The following is a 21,494-nucleotide window of genomic DNA, read 5'->3' on the forward strand; positions in this document are numbered from 1 at the left end:
TTCCTAAGCATTACTCACCCGTCCGCCGCTAGAAATCGGTAGCAAGCTACCTATTCCCGCTCGACTTGCATGTGTTAAGCCTGCCGCCAGCGTTCAATCTGAGCCATGATCAAACTCTTCAGTTTAATACTTTGTAGCACCTTAAAGGGTGCCAATCTTGGCTCATCAATTACTGACAAAAATTTGCTCAAATAAACTTCGAGTAATTTCTACCATCAATCAATGAAAATAATTTCGATCGATCAATCAGTAAAAATCCACACAAGTTGTTCTTCATAATCTCTTAATGATCTTTCTAACACCTCGTCAGTGCTAGAAGCTGGACTTCGACAAACTCAACGCTTCGCGTTTCGTTCGTTTCCGTCTATCTCGTCGGTATGGTGCTCATTATAGGGCAATTTCTTACACGTGCAAGTGCTTTTCACTCACAAAGAACATGAGTGTTTCATTTTTATGCACCATTATGGTTCAAAAAACACACTTTATTCACATAAATACATGATATTTATTACAAATATCATGTAAAATATTTTTCCTATTTTGTGTGCTTAGTTTTTTACAGGTGCTGCTTTAATCACCACACTCTGTATAACCACTGGGTTTACAGGGACATTTTGGTGCATTCCATAGTTCGCAGTTGGAACTTTTACGATTTTATCGACGATATCCATCCCTTTAGTGACCTTACCAAAAACAGCATATCCCGCATTCATTGCACTTTTATTGAGAAAGTCATTGTCTGCAACATTAATAAAGAACTGACTACTTGCTGAATCAGGATGATTCATCCGTGCCATTGCCAATGTGCCGCGCTTATTGCTCAAGCCATTACTTGATTCATTCTTAATAGCCGCTTTTGTTGGCTTCTCCTGCATTTTGACATCCATGCCCCCACCCTGAACCATAAATCCAGGAATCACGCGATGAAAGATCGTGCCGTTATAAAATTTTTCTTTTGCATAGCTTTCAAAGTTTTTAGCTGAGATAGGTGCCTTGTCATTGAATAGCTCAATTTCAATATTGCCTTGAGAGGTTTTCATTTCGACAATAGTATTGGCAGCAAAACTGCTTAAGCTCACACAGCCAAGTGCTGCGGTAAATAAAATCTGTTTTAACATTTGCTAACTCTTCTGGTTGATCTCGTACTTGTTATTGACTGTATATTAGTCTTTGATGATTAAAAAGTAATTATTCTGCCATTATTAAAACGAGAACAATGATGACGCAAATAATACCGTCGGACACTGCATTGACACATTTACCGCCTTGGCAACTGCGTGGCGATGCTTTTATTTTGAATTATTGGATCTCTCCGAGTTTTATCCAACAAGCGCAGATGTTCCGTTTAGCGACATCGCCTTTAGGTCGTGTGGTTCAGGTGTTATTGGTCCGATACCATGATTCACCTGTGGGCCCTTATGACGAATTGCTAATTTTAGATCACCCTTTATGGAGTAAGAAAAGGTTAAGTTCGATTCCTAAGATTTATGTTTCGACAGATATCTCTGTCATTCATGGTCAAAAACTCTGGGGTATTCCTAAAGAGTTGGCAAAGTTTGAATGGCAACAACATGACAATGAAGTGGTCTGTACTATAGAAGTTGAACAACACAAAATGCAGATCCATTTAAAAAAATCACGTTCACAGCGTTCTTTCTATATTAATAGTCATCATATCCCTGCAGCGATGTTGCAAATCAGACAAGCGTGGGAAGGTAAGCGTTATCAATTTTCACCGAAGTTTCGTGGACGGCTCTCTAAACTGAAACAGGTAGAATGGCACAACACGCAGGAGATCTTTCCAAATTTTGCCGAAGCACGATTATTGCAAAGCTTTTATGTCCCAGAATTTAGCCTCGTATTTCCTGCTGCAAAAATCCAAGATAAATAACCCAATAAATAAAAACCCAGTGTTTCACGTGAAACACTGAGTTTACTTTATATAAAGGAATGATTAACTACGTTTATCCCAAAATTTACGGAACTTCGTACTGATCTCAATCACGTATTTTTTAGCTCGGTGCGAAACCGGGGTTAAATTGATAAAACCATGGGTTTGATCGGTATATTCTTGATAAAACACTTTCACCCCTTGCTGACGGAGTTTATGCGAATAAATTTCACCTTCGTCATGTAAAACGTCATGCCCTGCTGTCACGATATACGCGGGTGCGATACCTGCCAATTTTCCATAGGTTGGTGAAATTAATGGATCATCTAAGGCCACTGCATGTTGTTCTGCATATAAAGCCGTTACGACATCAATATCTTTTTCAGTCAGAACTAGACCATCTTTATAAGCATAGAAAGATGGGTGGCGACTCTTGAAATCCACTACTGGGTAAATTAATAGTTGAGCTTGCGGGGCAAAAACTTTTTGAGCACTGCGCTGTGCAACCGCAGTAGCAATATTGCCGCCTGCACTATCCCCTGCCACCGCAATTCGATGTTTTAGAATTTTAAACTGACGACTATTTTGATAAGTCCAAGCCAATGCATCTTGACAACTTTGCATTAATTGAGCTGGGCTGGCTTCTGGTGTTAAAGGATAATCAATACTTAAAACTTGTGCTTTGGCATGCACGGCCAATAAACGACAAACTTCATCATGCGTGTCTAGACCACCCACCACAAAACCACCACCGTGATAGAACACGATCATCGGTAATTTTTTATTTGGAGCAGGATGATAATGACGCGCAAACAGCGTTGCACTTTGTAAAGGTAGACGTATATCTTGCACTTGTTTCACAAAGGTCGGCTTGGTCTTGATCGACTCCATCTGTAAATCAAATAATTTACGAGACTTCACATAGTCTTCGGTCACAAAGCCTGACTTACCTTGCTTGAGTTGAGCCGCCATCATGCATTTCACCAGCGGATCTAATTCTGGAAAAATAAACGGATAATCGAGACGTTTTGCGAGGCTTTCTTTGGCAAAGTTAGGAAGACGATCAAGTAACCGAGCAGCCGTACCTTGGCCTTTATCTTTCATATTTTTAAGTGATTCATTCAATGCAAACATGCTCTATCCTTCGAATTATGCTCTTCATACTTTCTACATGATCTAGGTCAAATGTGACCATATTCACATATAAGTCTCAACATCGACATACATAGTACAGACCTAGTTAAGCTAATCTTCTTTTATAGAGTTGTCATTGACAATTTACCCAAGTTTTATGGGTTGATTATGCTAACCCATTCTCGATAAAGGATACTCACCATGGCTAAAAAGATCATCCTTCTGTCTTTTGCGACTGCTTTTTTGGCTGTAGGCTGCGTAGCATTCCCTGAAGATGGTTACTACGATGGACGTTATGATCAACGTTATGACCGCCGTTATGATCATAATGATCGACGCTATGATAATCGTTATGATCGCCGTTACGACAGTCGTTATGAACAAGACCGCCGTACATGGGAACGTCAGCAACAACAACGTAATCGTTTAGAGCTCGAACGTAGAAAGCAGCAACTTGACCAGCGTAACTGGGAACAGAATCGTAAAAATCAACAAGAGTGGGATCGTCGTAAAAACAAACTCGAACGTCAACGTCTAGAACAACAGCGTAAATACTCTGAAGCTGAACGTCGTAAACGTGCTGAACAAGATCGTCAAAAAGTCAGCAAAGAGCGTCAGCGCTTAGAAGAACAGCGCCGTAAAGCCAGTCAAGATCGTAGAAAACAAATTGAGCAAGAGCGCAAAAAAAATTTTCAAGATTTAAGAAAGGCATCAGATCAACAACGTAAAGCGGCTGAAGAACGTCGTCGCGCGTGGGAAAATCGCCGTTAATTGTTGTTTTTGCAGATCGGTTAAAAGTAAAAAGCTCATCTACATGATGGGCTTTTTTTTCGTTCACTAAAAATAGAAAAGGTAAAAAAAAGCAATAGAAAAAAAATAGACAGAAGAGGCATCCTATCTTCTGTCTATTCTTGACTGCCTGTTGTTACAGGTCAGAGAGCATTAAACAATCTTATTGCTGAACTGTAGGTTGCGGTGCAGGCGCAGATTGAACTTCAGCACCTTGAGCTGATGGATCTGCTTGAACCACAGCACCCGATTGCTCTGTTGTTACAGATGCTTCAGTTGCAGACGTTACTTGTGCGGTTTCCGGAGATTCTACAGTTTCTTGAGAAGTACAACCCACCGCAGCTAAACCAAAACCTAAAACTGCGACAGCGAATAAACCAATTTTTTTCATCTTCATTATTTCCTTCATTGAATCATTAAAAGCAAAGCTCAACTTTGCCCGAGTCATAATGGAAAATAATTCTGTGAAGTTCCCACCTTCTGAGTTGTACTTTGTACGAGGCACGGTACAGCTTATGAAATGTTTTATTAATCAGGCAGTTTTCTTTTATATTGAGGCTTTACATCATTTTTTTAACTCAAGTGCTTTGTTTTTTATTAAAAAAATAAATATAAATGATTTTTGAATAAAGCGTGATCACAGCTTTTGAATACAACAAAGTTCAACAAAACTTGCAACTCAGTTACTTAAGTGGCTGTTTTTATAAATTTCATGCAAAAAAAAGCCTGCTTATGAGAGAAGCAGGCCATGAAAAACACATTTGAAATAAATTAAGAAACTACAGCGATAGAATCTGAAACAAAGAATACTGTGCTGATCATTTTTTGTGAAATATTTAATAAAACTGATACTAAGAGTTTTTATGTATAAATATTAACCACTATTTTTTGAGGCAAAAAAAAATGCTGATTCTTGGGAAATCAGCATGGAAAAGTGTTTCTAAAATCTAGAGGTAGTCACCATATCCCTCTCTCCAGTGGATATGGTCACTTCCGATAGATAAATTATGCAAATTTTCAGGCACAAAGAGAAACCGTTAAAATTTATGATGAAAATCTATAAATCCGATCAAAACATGATTATACATTCAAATCAATAATTTATATTTTTACAGAATATAATTTTGCAGTCGATATTTGGCTGAAAAACCGTTTTTTTGAATAAAAAACTGCATTTAATCGCTGACTTCGCTTGAATTTTTATCCCCCGCCCCGATTTCTTCTATTAATCATGAATTCAAAACGCATGGCAGTTACGCATCGATGTCGTTTGAACGCACAGCTATAAGGACTGAACATGTTTAAGAACCCATTTAAACGGAGTAAATCAATGGCGACTGAGCAAAACCAAGACGCTCAAGATCTTCAACAAGAGCAAGCAGAACAGCAAACTCAAGCTGAAAACGAGCAAGCTGAAGTTTCAGTTGAAGATTTACAAGCACAAATCACCAATTTAGAAGAAAGCTTAAAACTTGAAAAAGCACGTACTGCAAATGCCGTATATGAAGCGCAAAAAAGTGTAGAGCGTATTCAACGCGAATCTGAAAAGCATAAAGATACTGTGCTGGAAAAATTTGCAAAACAATTGCTTGAGTCAGTTGATAACCTTGAACGCGCGATTGCTGCGGCAGGTGATGAAAAATCAGGTTTATCTGAAGGTGTAGAACTTACACTGAAATCATTGCTCAGCACTTTAGAAAAATTTGGTGTGGTTGCTGTGGATACTGCAAATGGTTTCAATGCAGATCTTCACCAAGCTGTGGGCATCGATCCAAATGCCAAATCGAATGAAATCGGGACAGTATTGCAAAAAGGCTATAGCTTAAACGGTCGTCTATTACGTCCAGCTATGGTTATGGTTGGTGCATAAACCCAAATTTTCTGAGACGAATTAAAAATTTTAACCAATATTACTTGAAAATTTTTGATTGACTCTCATATCGGATAACAAGTAAATCCCTTTTTATTTCCCTTTGAGAAAGGGAAGAGTTTGGGAATAAAAGAATTTTAGAGGAAACATCCAAATGGCGAAAATCATTGGTATTGACTTAGGTACTACAAACTCTTGCGTAGCAGTACTTGAAGGCGACAAAGTAAAAGTAATCGACAACGCTGAAGGCGCTCGTACAACCCCATCTATTATTGCGTATAAAGACGGCGAGATCCTTGTCGGTCAATCTGCTAAGCGTCAAGCAGTGACTAACCCTAAAAACACATTATTTGCAATCAAACGTTTGATCGGTCGTAAGTACCAAGACCAAGCTGTGCAAAAAGATATCGGCCTTGTACCTTACAAAATCATCAAAGCTGACAATGGCGATGCTTGGGTTGATGTAAACGACAAGAAACTTGCACCACAACAAATCTCTGCTGAAATCTTGAAAAAGATGAAAAAAACAGCTGAAGACTACCTTGGTGAAACAGTAACTGAAGCGGTAATTACTGTTCCTGCGTACTTTAACGATGCTCAACGTCAAGCGACTAAAGATGCAGGTAAAATTGCTGGTTTAGATGTTAAACGTATCATCAACGAACCAACGGCTGCTGCACTTGCGTTCGGTATGGACAAAAAAGAAGGCGACCGTAAAGTTGCGGTTTACGACTTAGGTGGTGGTACTTTCGACGTATCAATCATTGAAATCGCTGACCTTGATGGCGACCAACAAATCGAAGTATTGTCTACAAACGGTGATACATTCCTTGGTGGTGAAGACTTCGATAATGCATTAATTGAATACTTGGTTGAAGAGTTCAAGAAAGAACAAAGCGTAAACTTGAAACAAGATCCGCTTGCACTTCAACGTTTAAAAGAAGCTGCTGAAAAAGCAAAAATCGAGCTTTCTTCTTCGAATGCAACAGAAATCAACCTTCCATACATCACAGCAGATGCGACTGGTCCTAAACACTTAGTGATCAACGTGACTCGCTCTAAACTTGAAGGTTTAGTTGCTGAATTGGTTGCTCGTACAATTGAACCATGTAAGATTGCACTTAAAGATGCAGGTCTTTCAACCTCTGACATCTCTGACGTAATCTTGGTGGGTGGTCAGTCTCGTATGCCACTTGTACAACAAAAAGTACAAGAGTTCTTCGGCCGTGAGCCACGTAAAGACGTGAACCCAGATGAAGCTGTAGCGATGGGTGCTGCGATTCAAGGTGCAGTACTTTCAGGTGATAAAACTGACGTACTTCTTCTTGACGTAACTCCGCTTACACTTGGTATTGAAACAATGGGTGGCGTGTTAACAGCGATCATTGAGAAAAACACGACGATTCCTGCGAAGAAATCTCAAGTGTTCTCAACTGCTGCAGACAACCAACCAGCTGTAGACATTTCAGTTTACCAAGGTGAACGTAAAATGGCTCAACAAAACAAATTGTTGGGTAACTTCCAATTGGGCGATATTCCACCTGCTCCACGTGGTGTACCACAAATTGAAGTATCATTTGACATCAACGCTGATGGTATCTTGAAAGTATCTGCAAAAGATAAGAGCACAGGTAAAGAGCAATCAATTCAAATTAAAGCTAACTCTGGTTTGAGCGATGCTGAAATTGAAGCGATGATCAAAGATGCTGAAGCGAATGCTGAAGAAGATCGTAAATTTGAAGAATTAGCAAAAGCACGTAACGAAGCTGATGCACTTGTTTCTTCTGCTCAAAAAGCAGTAAAAGATCTTGGCGAACAGGTAACTGCTGATGAGAAATCTGCAATCGATGCTGCTGTAGCTGAGCTCGAAGCAGCGACTAAAGAAAACGATGTAGATGCAATCAAAGCGAAAACTGAAGCACTTCAAAACATCATTATGCCGATCACTCAACGTGCTTATGAAGCTGCACAAGGTCAAGGCGGTGCTGAAGGTTTTGATCCTAACGCTTTCCAAGGCGCTGAAGGTCAAGCTCAAAAAGCAGATGACGGCGTTGTAGATGCTGAGTTCACTGAAGTGAAAGATGACAAAAAATAATTTGTCGCTTTAACTGAGTCTTTCAAAGCTCAAAAAGACCGCGCGAAAGCGCGGTTTTTTTTGTGGATGATTTTATCTGCATCAGGCAATATTCAAATAACACGCAAACGTTCAAACAGCCACATTCTTCTCGACTCACTATCAATCTAAACTTAGATTTGCATAGCACTAAATTTCAGTTAAATTAATGCAAAATAATCAAGTTTTGCGACGCTATGCGTTTGATTTTAATTATTGTTGTCATCGTTTTGAGTACTTGCTGGATCTTTCAAACCAAGCAGCATCCTCAACTGAAATTTAATTCAATTTCAGATCGAATTTTACACCCTCTCGATACCCGTTTGCGTTATCGGGTTGCTGATGTCGATCCGCGTTTTGGATTAAGCCAGCAACAAGTCATTCAACTTAGCCAAGAAGCCGCAGAGATATGGCATAAAGGGACACTCAAACCGTTATTTATCTATGACCCAAATGCACAACTGGCGATCCATCTAATTTATGATGATCGCCAAGAACAATACAATGCCTATAAGCAAGTCCAAAAGACCTTAGCCGCAGATAAAGCCCGTAATGATTTATATGCCGAGAACTTAGCAAATTCGAGAAAAGGTCTGGAGATGAATGAGCAACAGCTCCGATCAAAACAAGCCATGATTCGTGCGGAAATCGCACAGCTGTCGCAAGAACGTATGAATTGGAGCCGAATAGAGCATGCACAAGGCCCCAATATGCAACGCGTTGAAAGAGAACTTGAGCAAGTTAAAGCACAAGCGATGCAATTAGACCAAGAAATAGATCGATTTAATCAGCAAAATGATCAATTTAACCAACAAGTCTTAAGCTATAACCAGCAAATCGATCAATATAATGCAGGCGTGATACAAGCCAGTCAGCGCTTTCCTGCTCGAGAGTTTCATAAAGGTGTCTTTATGGGCGATCAGATTCAGATTTATCAATTTGATGCCGAAGATGATTTACGCCTTACCCTTGCCCACGAACTCGGACATGCTCTCGGCTTATCTCACCATAATGACCCTGCTGCATTAATGTACCCAATCTTAGGCGCGCAACAATTAGAAAACTTTAAACTGATGCCAGCAGACCAAGGCTTACTATATTATCGTTAGAACACCCTGAGCAAAAAAAACCATACAATCTATAAGGATATTATAGGATTCACCAACAATAATTAGCATTTCATGTTATTGTTGATTTGCAATAATTCCCTTATATCAATGACATCTTACGTGGAGAGCAATGTGAGTTACTACCATATCTTAATTGAAGTGAATGACCACATCAGCACGATTGAACAAACCCGTGATATTGAGATTTTTGATATTACAGACATTCAACCTTATCTCCATGCGGTACTTTTACCCTTTTTTAATGAGCAATTAATTGAGCTCGAAGACGAAAATCTTGAGTTTAAAGATGTCTTGCATTTACAGGTCAAACAAACCCTATTGCCGATCCGTGACCTCATCGAAGAAGAACAACGCCTGCTTCCGAGTGATACCGATGTCACCATTACGGCATATGAAATTTTTAATAATTATCAATTGACTCAAGACGTGACTACCGTAATTTTAGATCTATTAGAAGCACTAAAATTTGAAGCCTAATATCGATTTTAAACATTAAAAAAGCCCTCTAAATGAGGGCTTTTTTATGGCTCAATTCATCATCGCGATTAGATCGAGAATGAAGATCCACATCCACACGTGGTTGTCGCATTCGGGTTTTGAACCACAAATCGAGAACCCTCTAAACCTTCAATATAGTCGACTGTTGAACCAACTAAATATTGATAGCTCAGTGAATCAACCAACATCTTCACATCACCATTGATAAATTCAGCATCATCTTCGTTTTGGCTTTCAGCAAAATTAAACCCATATGAGAAACCTGAACAACCACCACCAGTCACATATACACGTAACATAAGGTCTTGATTACCTTCACTCTCACGCAATTGGCGTACTTTATTGGCAGCATTGTCAGTCAGCACAAGTGCTTGAGCATTCATGATGGATTCCTCTGAGTCATTGGGGTGTCTTTAAAAAGAAAAGACCATATTTCAAGTATAACATACTCAATATATGGTCAGTCTTCACAGTTTAAAGTTAAATCAGAGTATTTTTCTCAAGATTCATTTAAAACTTATTTATAGTTTTCTTCCTGTAATGCGCATTCGAAGTTTTTAGGGTCTTGTTTACAGCGGAATTGCCATAATAGTTTCATCATTCGCTTGTCGTAGATACCACGTTTAGTCAAATCGATACGCGCTTCACGCATCATTTTTTGATAACCAGCTTTGTCTGCTGTTGGAACATCCATCCAATATTTGGCTGGAATTTCTGACTTCATTTTGCCTAATATCGTGAATGCACGAGGTAATTGTGTTTTGACCCAATCACGTGATTTTTGCCCATACCCCGCTGGGAATTTATCTGGGCGAATAATAATATTTCCCGTCACTTGTAAAATTGGATAATTAACAATTGCACCTTTACTACCTAAACCTTTATGTAACTCCAAGGGTTTAAACACCGCTGCAGGTGCACCAATAATATCCACCTGACCATTGTTAAATTTAGAGCCAAAATTGGTCACGTCAGCACTGACCGCTTGAGCCCCCACCTGTTGCACCATAATTTTCTGCGCTTCATCATAATCAAGCACCGCAATTTTTTTACCTGCTGCTTTAGCGACAGTATTGATACTACGGTCATTCACCAACAGGTAGGCATCACCTACAGGAATCACACCTACCACTTCATATTTACTATTGACCATGCTCTTTGCAAACGTTGGACTCGCAAGGCCTTGCATCACTTTAACCGCAAGTTTCAAATCTGGAATTGCACCAATCGCATCTAAAGAACCGGTAAAATTATTAAATTGACGACCACGCATACCTGTGACACTGATCCCATCACATTTACCGGCTTTAAAATCTTCCGCAATCACCGCTTCATTTTGACTGACGCGGAGCTCAATGTCTGCGCCCCAGTTTTTTGCCGCCAATTGGTAATCTCTCATCAGGGTAAAAACATCACCATTTTTACCAACCAAATCAAATACACACACCACTTGCTTTGCTTGAGCTACGCCATTCACCGCCATTAACGCAGCAGCAATACTCAATGCCTTTGTCCATTGTTTCATACTGACTTTCCTTGTTTTTTACTGTTTTTGTTTTAACCATTTTTTGATTTTTGGGTCATGCGGAGTATGATTAAATATACTCACAGCCCTCGATTTCAATTTAGATTACCTGAATATTTTGCTGACTCAATGGCGAAAATGACCTATGCATTTGCGAAAAAAAGCCCGGATAAATCCAGGCTTTTTTCTTTAAATATCAGTTTATTCGCCGCTAAGTGAACATTCAAAATTGGCTTTATCGACAGAACAACGTGCCTTTTTCAATACTGACATCATGCCCGCATCATAAATGCCACGTTTCGTCATATCCATACGACCTTCACGCAATAATTTTTGATATTTGGTTTTATCTTCTGCACTTAAGTTAAGTTTATATTTCGCAGGAATACCCGCCTCTAAACGGTTAATCATCGCAATACTCTTCGGTAAATGTTTCACAAACCAATCACGAGATTTTTGACCAAAGCCTGCTGGGAACTGATCAGGACGAATAATAAAGTCCGCGGTCACTTGTAAAACTGGGAAGTTAAACATCGCACCATTGGTACCTAAACCCTTATAAATCTCTAATGGTTTGTAGGCATACGCAGGCGCACCCACCATATCGACCTGACCATTATTAAACTTCGCCACAAAGTTAGATACATCTGAAACCACAGCTTGAGCGCCGACACCTTGCACCATAATTTTTTGTGCTTCGTCATAGCCTAATACTGCAAACTTTTTACCTGCTGCTTTTTCAATTGAGTCAATTTTTTTGTCTTTGACAAAGATGAATGCTGAACCCAGTGGAGCAATACCCGCCACTTCGTATTTCTTACCACCTAGGTTGCTGACCATTTTTGCAGCATTACGTTGGTCTAATGCAAAGGTAATCGCACGTTGCGCAATTGCATTGCTCGGTGCGCCACCAAGCGCATCAATCGAACCTGCAAATTTATTGTACTGACGGGCACGCATCGCCGTCATAAATACACCATCACATTTACCCGCTTTAAAGTCATTATCAGCTACTGCTTCGTCTTGACGCGGAATTAAGTTAATTTCAGCACCCCAGCCTTTTGCTGCAAGCGCCCATTCCTGAGCCATTTGATATGACTCGCCTGACTTACCCAGTAAGTCAAATACACAGATATCTACTTTTGCTGCCTGAGCTGAACCAGCAAAGCCAATTGCAGCAAATGTAGCCAATGATAGGAGCGTTTTTTTCATTCTATTTTCCTTTCAAATCTTTTTATGGTTCAGAGGTGTCCTTACACAACGCCGATATTAAGCAAGTTAATTTAAAAAAAATAGAGCATTTACTCCATTTATTTATGTCATTTTGGCATATTCTGTTTTTCTGTGATGCATATCACTTTTTATTCAAAGTGAAATTATAAATATAATCATCATCTTATATTTGCAAAAAAGGCTTTTTACATTTACAGCGATTGCATCAAAATTTACAAAGAAATACAGAAAAAAGCTTATTCACCCGCCACTGAACACTCAAAATTGGTTCGCTCAATCGTACAACGGGCTTTTTTTAGTACCGTCATCATAGTGGAGTCATAGATCCCTTGTTTGGTTAAATCCATCCGTCCTTCACGCAATATTTTCTGATATTTCAACTGATCATCTTTGCTGAGATTCATCTTATATTTGGCAGGAATTTCAGCTTCCATGCGTTTTACCATGGCAAAACTTTTTGGTAATTGCTTAACGAACCATTACCGAGAAGGCTCTGCAAAACCTTCTGGGAATTTATTATTACGAATAATCAAGTCTGCCGTTACATTCACCACAGGAAAATTCACCATCGCCCCAGTAGTACCTAAGCCTTTTGAAATTTCGAGTGGCTTGAAGGCATAAGCCGGCGCAGCCACAATTTCAACTTCAGCCTGATTAAACTTGCGAATAAAATTGGAAATTTCAGACATGACTGGCACAGCACCGACACGGTCGACCATCACTTTTTGTGCATAGTCATAATGCAAAATGGCAAATTTTTTACCTTCAGCTTTTTCTAAATTATTGATATTGCGATCACGGACAAAAATATAGGCTGAACCAATTTGCCCAATCCCTGCCACTTCATAACTATCTTTACCTGAATTGGTAATCAGTCGCTTACTGTTCCGCTTATCTAAGACATAGGTAATGGCTTTTTGTGCGATGGTATTGTTCGGTACACCGCCAATGGCATCAATCGAACCAGCAAATTTGTTATACGCACGTGCCCGCATCGAGGTCATATAAAATGCGTCACATTTCCCTTCTTTAAAATCTTTATCGACTTTGGATTCATCTTGATATGAAATCAGTTGAACTTGTGCTCCCATGCCTTACTGGCTAGAGACCACTCTTCCATTAGCTTATAAGATTCCCCTGCTTTTCCAAGTAAATCGAACACACAGACCTTCTGATTGGCATAGCTTTGTGCAGACATCACACCTGAAAGAAGCGATAAAATTAAAATTCCTTTTCTCATTTCTTATATTCCCAATATGTTTTATTAATCCATTTAAAACAACAACTTGAAATATTTTTTTAATACTAAAGCCCATTCAATATACCTAAATACGTGGAATCTGTCACATTTTTTCAGATGGTTGCGATGCTTTGTTTTTTCTTTTGCAAAGCCATCCATTAGAATAGCCTCACATTCTTCTTGTTTAGTTAGTTCCATGATTCAGTTAGACCAACTTTCCATTCGTCGCGGTGGGCGTGTTTTATTTCAAAAAGCATCTATGCAATTGCATCCAGGCTGGAAAATCGGCTTAACCGGTGTAAATGGTGCAGGTAAATCGACTCTTTTTTCTGCACTTTTAGGTGGAATGGAATCTGATGGTGGTTCATTAACTCGTCCTGCGGTATGGACCGTCGCGCATATGGCGCAAGAAATCAAAGCGCTCGATATGAAAGCGATTGATTTCGTTCTTTCAGGCGATGAAGAATATTGGGAAATACAACATAAACTTGAACATCCAGAACAATTAGACAATGAAGCGCTGGCACACTTATATGGCCGATTTGATGAAATCCATGGCTATACAGCTCCATCAAAAGCCTCACAACTGATGGCCGGCCTGGGTTTCTTTGAACATCAGTCCCAACTCAATGTTTCAAGCTTTTCTGGTGGTTGGCGTATGCGTTTAAACCTTGCGCGTACCCTGATGAGCCGTTCTGACCTATTATTACTCGATGAACCAACCAACCACTTAGACTTAGATGCGATTTTGTGGTTAGAAGATTGGTTAAAAGCTTATGAAGGCACACTGATCTTGATTTCACATGACCGTGATTTCTTAGATGCGGTGACTGATCATATTTTACATATCGAAAATCAAGAGCTGACGCTTTACACCGGCAACTATTCGACCTTTGAACGCACCCGTTCTGAGCGCTTGGCACAACAGCAACAAGCCTATGAAAAACAACTCGAAACCCGTGCGCATCTCCAAAAATTTATTGACCGTTTTAAAGCCAAAGCGACTAAAGCTAAGCAGGCGCAAAGCCGTATTAAGCAATTAGAACGCATGCAAGAACTTTCTGCCGCACATGTCGATACGCCATTTACCTTTAGTTTCCGTGAGCCAACCAAAATGAGCTCACCACTGTTACAAATGGAACATGTCGATATTGGCTATGGTGACAAACTGATTGCCACCAATGTAAATTTACAGATTACCCCAAACAGTCGCATTGGTTTACTGGGAATGAATGGTGCGGGTAAATCAACCTTAATTAAATCCTTGGTTGGAGACCTTCCCTTATTACAAGGGACACGCAAAGCCTCGGAACTGTTGAATATTGGCTATTTTGCGCAGCATCAAATGGATGCTTTAGATGGCAATGCCAGCCCTATGTTGCAATTATCTCGAATTGCTGACAAAAAAATCAGTGAAGCGGCATTACGTTCATTCTTAGGTAGCTTTGGTTTTAGTGGCGAACGCATGGATACGCCAAGTGAAGGCTTTTCAGGCGGTGAACGAGCACGATTGGCTTTGGCTTTGATTGTTTGGCAGCGCCCCAATGTTTTAATTCTAGATGAACCGACCAACCATTTAGACCTTGATATGCGTCATGCCCTGACTATGGCATTACAAGACTTTGAAGGCGCTGTGGTTTTGGTTTCGCATGAACGTCAATTGATTGCTAGTGTTTGTGACGAATTATTGTTGGTACATCATGGAAAATGTCGTGAATTTGATGGCGACCTTGTGGCTTATGCCGATTGGCTGCGTCAAGCACGGATTGACATGATGAAAAATAGCCAACAAGCCCCGACTCCCATCAAATCTCAAGTTGAAACTAAACAGACGATTTCTAAAGTCGATAAAGAAGCGCAACGTAAAGAAGCTGCACGTCAGCGTGAATTGACCCGCCCGATTCGTAAAAACATTGAAAAAAATGAAGCGCAAATCAGCAAAATTCAGCCACGCTTAAACGAAATCGAGGAATTATTGGCAGACAGTGCTTTATATGAAGCCAGTCGTAAAGATGACTTACTCAAACTAATGAATGAGCAAACAGAATTAAAAGCCAAACTTGAATCTGTCGAAGAGCAAATGCTTGAATTAATGATGGAATTAGAAGAAATGGAAAGTAGTTTTGAAGCTTAATTTAAAAAGCAAAACCCTAGATTTGCATTATTAAGAAAACCTAACTTAAGCTCAAAAAATCAATCGCCGTGAAGTTTAAATGTTCCACGGCGATTTTTTATTTATACTTCACAATAATAATCACACTATAAATCTAAAAAATATTTAAAAAATCGAATGTTCATATCCAACTGGTTATTGCATCGTTAGGCATTTCTATTCGGAAAGAATCTAAAAATTCAGCGATCGCTATTACCCTAATTTTGTAAATGAATTCAAAAAATATACTTCACATCAAACTCATTGCCGCAGTTATCCACAAAAGCCATTTTTAAATTCAAATCTTAGTTTTAAATTCATTTTTATTTTTTAAATTCAAAATATCGAACCACCTTTTTGTGGATAAATATTTTTAAATGATGTTATCCACAATTATAAATGACTTTGATGTTGAACACTATTAAATGTGAAAATTCACAAAACTTATCCACATTTGCAAGATGGATGCATTTTATCTCCACTCACGACATCAATTTAAACTTTTTATTGTTTAAGATAAGGCAGAAGGATGGGTTTTTGCCTTTAAAAAACGTAATTCTTGTATTTTCCAGGTCTGATCAAAATGCCAGATTTCCTGTATTTGCTGCTGTGTTTCAGCTAAACCAATTAAAATTTTGCACTCAGTTTGGTCACGATTAAACTCATAATCTTCAAATTCTACGTCTGGTTTTTGTGGTTTCCAAACCCCATTTTTCACTGCATGTGCAATACGTTCATAGCGGACATAATTACTTTCGACACGCCCGTCTTGCTCATAAACCACCTTAAAGTGCTCATCTTCGTATTCGGCTAAAACAGTATAATTTCCGGTAAAAAATGCATTTACCCAAATGTCACGAATGTGTTCAAGTTGATTGTCCATCATATATAGACCTCTTATTTTTAGCTGCTAAGTTCAAATTGATTTGAGCTTAGCATCAGAATAAGTCAATTTAATAAAACACAAATTGGCGATTTAATATTCAATTTTATTTAAGATAGCACAAAAAAAAGCACTCCGAAGAGTGCTTTTTTGAATGATTCTGTAATCAGAATTTAGGCATCAATATCCGCATTTAACGCATTTTCTTCAATGAAAGCACGACGTGGTTCCACATCATCACCCATCAAGCAAGAGAACATACGATCAGCTTCAATCGCATCCTGTACCGTTACTTGCAGCATGTTACGGTTCTCAGGATCCATTGTAGTTTCCCAAAGCTGTTCAGCATTCATCTCACCCAAACCTTTATAGCGCTGAATCATCATGCCACGGCGTGAGTCTTGTAAGATGTTTTGCCAAACCTGATGGAAGCTGCTCACTGGAATTTTGCGCTCGCCTTTTTGTAGGTAAGCACCTTCTTCCAATAAGGTGAACCAACTCTTCGAATTTTTGAGTAAACGCGCATATTCACCTGAACCCAATAGACCTGAATCTAACAAGTATTGGTGCGGTAAATTATGAACATAGATGGTAATACGCGGGAAATAGGTCGCTGACTTATTGCCTTCAGTATCTTCATGCTCAAAAGTTTCTAAGCTTAATTCAGGACGTAGGCTAGGTTGAGTTTTCTCAATATTGGCACGTAGTTGCTCACCCCAAGTCTGTACATAGTCTTGGTTATTTGCTTGATCTAACTTAAAGCCTTCTACTGCCAATAAACCATCCAACACACTTGCAGGATAACGTACAGTCAGACGATGCAAGCTCTTTTGAGAGGTTTGATAATCCGCAATCACACCCGCTAAAGCCTCACCACGAATGGCTGGTGCTTCTGCACTGATGTGTAATTCAAGCTCATCAATTGCATTTGAAATCAGGTAAGTCTCAAGCGCATCATTATCTTTGATGTACTGTTCTTGCTTGCCTTTTTTCAGCTTATACAACGGTGGCTGTGCAATATAAATATATCCACGTTCCACAAGTTCTGGCATTTGACGGAAGAAGAAGGTCAACAGTAGCGTACGAATGTGCGAACCATCGACGTCGGCATCGGTCATGATGATGATTTTGTGATAACGCAGTTTGTCTGGGTTATATTCCTCACGGCCAATACCACAGCCTAAAGCGGTAATCAATGTTCCCACTTCTTGAGAAGAAATCATCTTGTCAAAACGTGCACGTTCCACGTTGAGGATTTTACCTTTCAGCGGCAAAATCGCTTGCATCTTACGGTTACGGCCCTGTTTTGCAGAACCGCCCGCAGAGTCACCTTCGACTAAGTAAAGTTCAGACAATGCAGGATCTTTTTCCTGACAATCGGCCAATTTACCTGGCAGGCCTGCAATATCAAGCGCACTCTTACGACGAGTCATTTCACGTGCTTTACGTGCTGCATCACGCGCACGTGCTGCATCAATAATCTTGCCTGCAATCGATTTAGCGGCTTGTGGGTTCTCTAAAAGATATTCAGCAAATGATTTATTCATCGCTTGCTCAACCGCAGTTTTCACTTCGCTCGACACCAATTTTTCTTTGGTTTGCGAAGAGAATTTTGGATCAGGCACTTTCACCGAAACAATCGCAGTTAAACCTTCACGTGCATCATCACCAGAAACTGCTACTTTCTCTTTTTTGAGTAAGTTTTCGCTTTCCATGTAGCTGTTTAAGCCACGAGTTAATGCAGCACGGAAACCCGCTAAATGCGTGCCACCATCTTTTTGTGGAATGTTGTTGGTAAAGCAACGAACATTTTCCTGATAAGAATCATTCCACTGCAATGCAACTTCTACACCAATGCCATTATCCGCTTGAGTAGTAAAGTGGAAGATATCATTCAGATGGGTTTTGCCTTGGTTAATATATTTTACAAACTCAGACAAACCACCTTCATAGTCATAAACGTGTTCTAAATTGATACGTTCGTCACGTAGTACAATTCGCACACCTGCATTCAGGAAAGATAATTCACGTAAACGACGCGCCAAAATATCGACATTAAAAATCGTTTGACTGAAGGTTTCAGAACTTGGCCAAAAACGGACTGTTGTACCTGAAGTTTCAGTCACACCAGTTTCACGTAATTTATAGACAGGATCGCCATGGCGATATTCCTGCTCATAGCTCTTACCCGCACGACGAATATTTAATAGGAGCTTTTCTGATAAAGCGTTTACAACTGAAACGCCAACACCGTGAAGACCACCTGAAACCTTATAACTGTTATCGTCAAATTTACCGCCCGCATGCAGAATCGTTAAAATCACTTCTGCTGCAGAAACACCTTCTTCTGGGTGAATGTCGGTAGGAATACCACGGCCGTTATCCGATACGCTTACAGATTCATCTTCATGGATGGTGACTTGAATTTCGTCACAATGACCTGCCAACGCTTCATCAATTGAGTTATCGACAACTTCAAACACCATGTGGTGTAGGCCAGTACCATCGTCAGTATCACCAATATACATGCCCGGACGCTTACGTACAGCGTCTAGACCACGTAATACTTTGATGCTAGAGGAATCATAAGCTTTTTCTATGGTTTGTTCTGTTTGAGAAGCAGCTTGATCTTCTGAACTCATGGTTTCTCCCTAGTGAAAAATAGGTCTATCCAAAGGTGGTATTTCATTGCACAACAGCCTGCACCGTACCATTTTCAACTTTGAATAATTGATAAGAAATAGATAAATCATGTAAGTGTTTTTGCACTGAATCATGGTCTAAAGTGGTAATAAAAACTTGACTACCAAGATGGCTTAAACGCTCAATTAAACGCTGTTGTGCGGTTAAATCTAATTCTGCTGTCAGATCATCTAATAATACCACAGTTTCCTTATTACAAGCATGTAGCATTGCAATCTGTGACAGTTTTAACGCCATGATCAATAACTTTTTTTGCCCACGAGAGAGCACAACATCTGCATCACCCATAGCAGTTTTTAACCTTAAATCTGCACGGTGCGGACCATACTCAGTAAAGCCACGCTCGCAGTCTTTAAAATGCTGATTGGTCAGATCATTCAGCAGTCCTGTTTCAGCATGAAAGCCTGCACTATATTCCAATGTCACTGTTAAATCAGGCAATAATGCTTCAAGATCTTGTTGAAAATATCGAGTCCACTGTTCCACCACATTGCTGCGTAGACTATGTAATATCTCACCATAGTCACTGAGCATTTTGTTCCACGGTTCTAAGTCAGACAAACTCAAATGACGTCGTGATTTCAGCAAACTATTCCGCTGTTTTAATGCCCGCGCATAATATTGCCATGCATGGTAAAACTCCGGTTCCACGTGGAACATCAACCAATCTAAAAGTTGACGTCGTGGCTTCGCACCATGATCAATAATATCGGTACTTTGTGGGTCGATGAGTTGTAGTGGTAAAATCTTAGCCAACTGCCCTTGTGTCCCCACAAGGTCGCCATTGACTTTAATCACTTGCTCGCCCGACTGCATTTTTTGCATACCAATGCGGTCTGTTGCAGACTGCGCAAAGACAACAGCGTCAGGGCTATTATTTTGAATATAGTTTTTCGGAATATGGGTTCGAAAAGAACGGCCGGTTGCCAGCAAATGTACTGCTTCTAATACAGAAGTTTTGCCAGAACCATTTTGCCCATAAAAGACATTAAACGGCTGCAACCCAGAGAGTGCAACCGTCTTTAAATTTCGAACACGTTCTACATGTAAACGCGTGATATGCATAATAATTGAGACGTCAGTCCGAATTAAACACGCATTGGCATCACAACATAGGTTTGATCTTGTTGTTGTGGATCTTGTACCAATACCGACTGGTTCGCTTCTGTCATGGTCATTGCAACATCATCACCATCCAATACATTCAGAACTTCCAATAAGTACTGTGCATTAAACGACATTTCCATCGGTGCATCTGCATATTGAATCGCAAGATCTTCGATCGCTTCATCTTGCTCAGGGTTATTGGCACGAAGTTGTAAAGTGTCCGCATCAAACTTCAAGAATACGCCACGCAATTTTTCATTACTTAAAATCGCTACACGTTGTAGTGATTGTTTAAATACATCATGTGCAATGCGCACGTTTTTATCGCCACCACGTGGAATCACACGGCGGTAGTCTGGGAATTTACCATCGATCAATTTTGTAGTAAATCTCACGGTAATATCACCCTGCTCTTTGTCACGACTGGCAATGGTAATCGTTACATTTAATAATTCACGACCAATTAACAACGATAATTGCTCGTCTTCAACACTCAATAGACGCTGCAATTCACCTACGGCTTTACGTGGAACAATTGCTTGCATTGCTTGTGTCGCATTCGAGCTTGCCGCTGTTTCACACATCGCCAAACGGTGACCATCGGTCGTTACTGCACGCAATTGATTCTCATCAATTTCAAGTAAAGTACCCGTCAAATAGAAACGCACATCTTGAACCGCCATAGCAAAAGACGTTTTTTCAAATAAACGCTTTAACTCACGTTGAGTCACACCGACTTGAGTGCCTTGAGTATTTTCAGTGGTTAATAATGGATAGTCTTCTGCAGGCAAAGTACCCAATACAAAACGACTGTTTCCAGATTTTAAAATACAGCGCTGATCTTCAGTGATTTGCAAATCAATCAATGCCGCTGACGGTAATGATTTACAGATATCCATCAATTTTCGTGCAGGAACAGTTGTCACCCCTGCTTGTAAACATGCACCTTCAGTAAGTGGTGTACTTGCAACCAGTTCAACTTCAAGATCTGAACCGGTAATGGTCAAAGCTTGCTCTGTTACCTGTACTTTGACATTGGATAAGATATTTAAGGTATGGCGACGTTCAACCGCTCCTACGACATGTGATAGAACATTCAGTAAGCTTTCTTTCGCGATTTTTAAACGCACAATACATTCCTCTAAAAACTGAAGACAGACAAAATAAATTAATTTTTTAGCAGTGTACTATGCGGCAGAATATACCGCATTGCAAGAACAGAATTT

Annotated in this window: 17 protein-coding genes, 1 rRNA gene and 1 pseudogene; 7 read left to right on the top strand and 12 right to left on the bottom strand. The window is 39.8% G+C overall.

Translation table 11 applies throughout. From position 1 onward, the window contains the following. Both FTV11_RS13685 and FTV11_RS13690 read right to left on the bottom strand, forming a co-directional pair. Nucleotides 1-125, bottom strand: a 16S ribosomal RNA gene (locus FTV11_RS13685); the annotation flags it as partial. Between the two features lie 423 nt (nucleotides 126-548). Next, nucleotides 549-1,118 (bottom strand): peptidylprolyl isomerase, encoded by a 570-nt coding sequence (locus FTV11_RS13690; protein ID WP_180005529.1) that lies wholly within the window; start codon nucleotides 1,116-1,118, stop codon nucleotides 549-551. Nucleotides 1,119-1,219: 101 nt separating this feature from the next. On the opposite strand from FTV11_RS13690, the gene FTV11_RS13695 reads away from it, so the two are divergent. After that, nucleotides 1,220-1,891, top strand: a complete 672-nt coding sequence (locus FTV11_RS13695) for an acetoacetate decarboxylase family protein (protein WP_180074187.1) — start codon at nucleotides 1,220-1,222, stop codon at nucleotides 1,889-1,891. A gap of 63 nt (nucleotides 1,892-1,954) precedes the next feature. Here the strand turns inward: FTV11_RS13695 and FTV11_RS13700 are convergent, their stop codons facing one another. Next, nucleotides 1,955-3,025 (bottom strand): alpha/beta hydrolase, encoded by a 1,071-nt coding sequence (locus tag FTV11_RS13700; RefSeq protein WP_180005530.1) that lies wholly within the window; start codon nucleotides 3,023-3,025, stop codon nucleotides 1,955-1,957. Nucleotides 3,026-3,226: 201 nt separating this feature from the next. On the opposite strand from FTV11_RS13700, the gene FTV11_RS13705 reads away from it, so the two are divergent. Beyond that, nucleotides 3,227-3,796, top strand: coding sequence for a hypothetical protein (locus FTV11_RS13705; protein WP_180074171.1), 570 nt, complete (start codon nucleotides 3,227-3,229; stop codon nucleotides 3,794-3,796). A 181-nt stretch (nucleotides 3,797-3,977) separates the two neighbouring features. Here FTV11_RS13705 and FTV11_RS13710 read toward each other — a convergent pair whose 3' ends face one another. Beyond that, entirely contained in the window at nucleotides 3,978-4,205 is a 228-nt protein-coding gene (locus tag FTV11_RS13710) for a hypothetical protein (protein ID WP_228144800.1), read from the bottom strand. Between the two features lie 939 nt (nucleotides 4,206-5,144). On the opposite strand from FTV11_RS13710, the gene grpE reads away from it, so the two are divergent. The 4 genes from grpE to FTV11_RS13730 all read left to right on the top strand — a co-directional run bounded on the left by grpE (nucleotide 5,145) and on the right by FTV11_RS13730 (nucleotide 9,404). Beyond that, nucleotides 5,145-5,684 carry a nucleotide exchange factor GrpE gene (grpE, locus tag FTV11_RS13715; protein ID WP_111885723.1) on the top strand — a complete coding sequence of 180 codons (540 nt, stop codon included), beginning with the start codon at nucleotides 5,145-5,147 and terminating at the stop codon, nucleotides 5,682-5,684. 154 nt (nucleotides 5,685-5,838) lie between these two features. Next, nucleotides 5,839-7,779 carry a molecular chaperone DnaK gene (gene dnaK, locus FTV11_RS13720; protein ID WP_078194438.1) on the top strand — a complete coding sequence of 647 codons (1,941 nt, stop codon included), beginning with the start codon at nucleotides 5,839-5,841 and terminating at the stop codon, nucleotides 7,777-7,779. A 215-nt stretch (nucleotides 7,780-7,994) separates the two neighbouring features. Beyond that, a complete protein-coding gene (locus tag FTV11_RS13725; RefSeq protein ID WP_180074172.1) occupies nucleotides 7,995-8,906 on the top strand; it encodes a matrixin family metalloprotease in 912 nt (303 codons plus the stop codon). 120 nt (nucleotides 8,907-9,026) lie between these two features. After that, a complete protein-coding gene (locus FTV11_RS13730) occupies nucleotides 9,027-9,404 on the top strand; it encodes a hypothetical protein (protein ID WP_171263823.1) in 378 nt (125 codons plus the stop codon). Between the two features lie 68 nt (nucleotides 9,405-9,472). Here the strand turns inward: FTV11_RS13730 and erpA are convergent, their stop codons facing one another. The 4 genes and pseudogenes from erpA to FTV11_RS13750 all read right to left on the bottom strand — a co-directional run bounded on the left by erpA (nucleotide 9,473) and on the right by FTV11_RS13750 (nucleotide 13,423). Then, nucleotides 9,473-9,808, bottom strand: a complete 336-nt coding sequence (gene erpA, locus FTV11_RS13735) for an iron-sulfur cluster insertion protein ErpA (RefSeq protein WP_078194440.1) — start codon at nucleotides 9,806-9,808, stop codon at nucleotides 9,473-9,475. Between the two features lie 134 nt (nucleotides 9,809-9,942). Continuing rightward, a complete protein-coding gene (locus FTV11_RS13740; protein ID WP_180074173.1) occupies nucleotides 9,943-10,950 on the bottom strand; it encodes a putative solute-binding protein in 1,008 nt (335 codons plus the stop codon). Nucleotides 10,951-11,151: 201 nt separating this feature from the next. Then, nucleotides 11,152-12,162 carry a putative solute-binding protein gene (locus FTV11_RS13745; RefSeq protein WP_180074174.1) on the bottom strand — a complete coding sequence of 337 codons (1,011 nt, stop codon included), beginning with the start codon at nucleotides 12,160-12,162 and terminating at the stop codon, nucleotides 11,152-11,154. A 257-nt stretch (nucleotides 12,163-12,419) separates the two neighbouring features. Further along, nucleotides 12,420-13,423: pseudogene (locus FTV11_RS13750) on the bottom strand (putative solute-binding protein). A gap of 196 nt (nucleotides 13,424-13,619) precedes the next feature. Here FTV11_RS13750 and FTV11_RS13755 point away from each other — a divergent pair. Continuing rightward, a complete protein-coding gene (locus FTV11_RS13755) occupies nucleotides 13,620-15,557 on the top strand; it encodes an ATP-binding cassette domain-containing protein (RefSeq protein WP_180074175.1) in 1,938 nt (645 codons plus the stop codon). Between the two features lie 529 nt (nucleotides 15,558-16,086). Here the strand turns inward: FTV11_RS13755 and FTV11_RS13760 are convergent. The 4 genes from FTV11_RS13760 to dnaN form a co-directional block, all read right to left on the bottom strand. Next, nucleotides 16,087-16,461, bottom strand: a complete 375-nt coding sequence (locus tag FTV11_RS13760; protein WP_180036050.1) for a hypothetical protein — start codon at nucleotides 16,459-16,461, stop codon at nucleotides 16,087-16,089. 170 nt (nucleotides 16,462-16,631) lie between these two features. Next, complete coding sequence (gyrB, locus tag FTV11_RS13765) at nucleotides 16,632-19,100, bottom strand: DNA topoisomerase (ATP-hydrolyzing) subunit B (RefSeq protein WP_180074176.1); 2,469 nt, start codon at nucleotides 19,098-19,100, stop codon at nucleotides 16,632-16,634. Between the two features lie 43 nt (nucleotides 19,101-19,143). After that, entirely contained in the window at nucleotides 19,144-20,226 is a 1,083-nt protein-coding gene (gene recF, locus FTV11_RS13770; protein ID WP_180074177.1) for a DNA replication/repair protein RecF, read from the bottom strand. Between the two features lie 23 nt (nucleotides 20,227-20,249). Beyond that, a complete protein-coding gene (gene dnaN, locus FTV11_RS13775; protein ID WP_078189507.1) occupies nucleotides 20,250-21,398 on the bottom strand; it encodes a DNA polymerase III subunit beta in 1,149 nt (382 codons plus the stop codon). Nucleotides 21,399-21,494: the final 96 nt, after the last annotated feature.

This window comes from Acinetobacter sp. YH12231 (assembly GCF_013417755.1).
Classification (GTDB): Bacteria; Pseudomonadota; Gammaproteobacteria; order Pseudomonadales; family Moraxellaceae; genus Acinetobacter; species Acinetobacter amyesii.

What these genes read in the sequence shown, in the direction of transcription:
- FTV11_RS13745 (WP_180074174.1), bottom strand. Translation starts at nt 12,162, where the DNA reads ATGAAAAAAACGCTCCTATCATTGGCTACATTTGCTGCAATTGGCTTT.
- FTV11_RS13700 (WP_180005530.1), bottom strand. Translation starts at nt 3,025, where the DNA reads ATGTTTGCATTGAATGAATCACTTAAAAATATGAAAGATAAAGGCCAA.
- FTV11_RS13740 (WP_180074173.1), bottom strand. Translation starts at nt 10,950, where the DNA reads ATGAAACAATGGACAAAGGCATTGAGTATTGCTGCTGCGTTAATGGCG.
- FTV11_RS13725 (WP_180074172.1), top strand. Translation starts at nt 7,995, where the DNA reads ATGCGTTTGATTTTAATTATTGTTGTCATCGTTTTGAGTACTTGCTGG.
- FTV11_RS13690 (WP_180005529.1), bottom strand. Translation starts at nt 1,118, where the DNA reads ATGTTAAAACAGATTTTATTTACCGCAGCACTTGGCTGTGTGAGCTTA.
- recF (WP_180074177.1), bottom strand. Translation starts at nt 20,226, where the DNA reads ATGCATATCACGCGTTTACATGTAGAACGTGTTCGAAATTTAAAGACG.
- gyrB (WP_180074176.1), bottom strand. Translation starts at nt 19,100, where the DNA reads ATGAGTTCAGAAGATCAAGCTGCTTCTCAAACAGAACAAACCATAGAA.
- dnaK (WP_078194438.1), top strand. Translation starts at nt 5,839, where the DNA reads ATGGCGAAAATCATTGGTATTGACTTAGGTACTACAAACTCTTGCGTA.
- grpE (WP_111885723.1), top strand. Translation starts at nt 5,145, where the DNA reads ATGGCGACTGAGCAAAACCAAGACGCTCAAGATCTTCAACAAGAGCAA.
- FTV11_RS13705 (WP_180074171.1), top strand. Translation starts at nt 3,227, where the DNA reads ATGGCTAAAAAGATCATCCTTCTGTCTTTTGCGACTGCTTTTTTGGCT.
- FTV11_RS13760 (WP_180036050.1), bottom strand. Translation starts at nt 16,461, where the DNA reads ATGATGGACAATCAACTTGAACACATTCGTGACATTTGGGTAAATGCA.
- erpA (WP_078194440.1), bottom strand. Translation starts at nt 9,808, where the DNA reads ATGAATGCTCAAGCACTTGTGCTGACTGACAATGCTGCCAATAAAGTA.
- FTV11_RS13755 (WP_180074175.1), top strand. Translation starts at nt 13,620, where the DNA reads ATGATTCAGTTAGACCAACTTTCCATTCGTCGCGGTGGGCGTGTTTTA.
- FTV11_RS13710 (WP_228144800.1), bottom strand. Translation starts at nt 4,205, where the DNA reads ATGAAAAAAATTGGTTTATTCGCTGTCGCAGTTTTAGGTTTTGGTTTA.
- FTV11_RS13695 (WP_180074187.1), top strand. Translation starts at nt 1,220, where the DNA reads ATGACGCAAATAATACCGTCGGACACTGCATTGACACATTTACCGCCT.